The 269-nt window shown below is 41.3% G+C and carries 1 protein-coding gene; it reads right to left on the reverse strand.

What is annotated here, in order from left to right:
- A partial coding sequence (locus tag FQ668_RS28845; protein WP_218570905.1) for a hypothetical protein occupies nt 1-224 on the reverse strand: 224 nt, incomplete at its 3' end.
- Between the last annotated feature and the right edge of the window lie 45 nt (nt 225-269).

The following is a 269-nucleotide window of genomic DNA, read 5'->3' on the forward strand; positions in this document are numbered from 1 at the left end:
GTTCGGATCTCACTTTGAGTGATGCTTTCGAATACCTCGATGGCCGCCTCAAGTATTTTTTCTCGTTGTCTAGAATAATTTTTGAAATAAAGCTCAATAGATGAAACTCTCCCTGCTTCAGCTGCATCTTGCAGTTTGAGAAGAAATCTATAAACGTTTTGGCAACGAGGGTCCAAACTAGCTCCAAAATCGAACCAGACTGGAATTCCAGACACCATGTACATGTTTCTATCTCCGTCATCCCAATTTCTGACCAAAATGTCCAACAC

It is taken from the genome of Pseudomonas sp. Kh14, from assembly GCF_900291005.1.
In the GTDB taxonomy this organism is placed as follows: Bacteria; Pseudomonadota; Gammaproteobacteria; order Pseudomonadales; family Pseudomonadaceae; genus Aquipseudomonas; species Aquipseudomonas alloputida.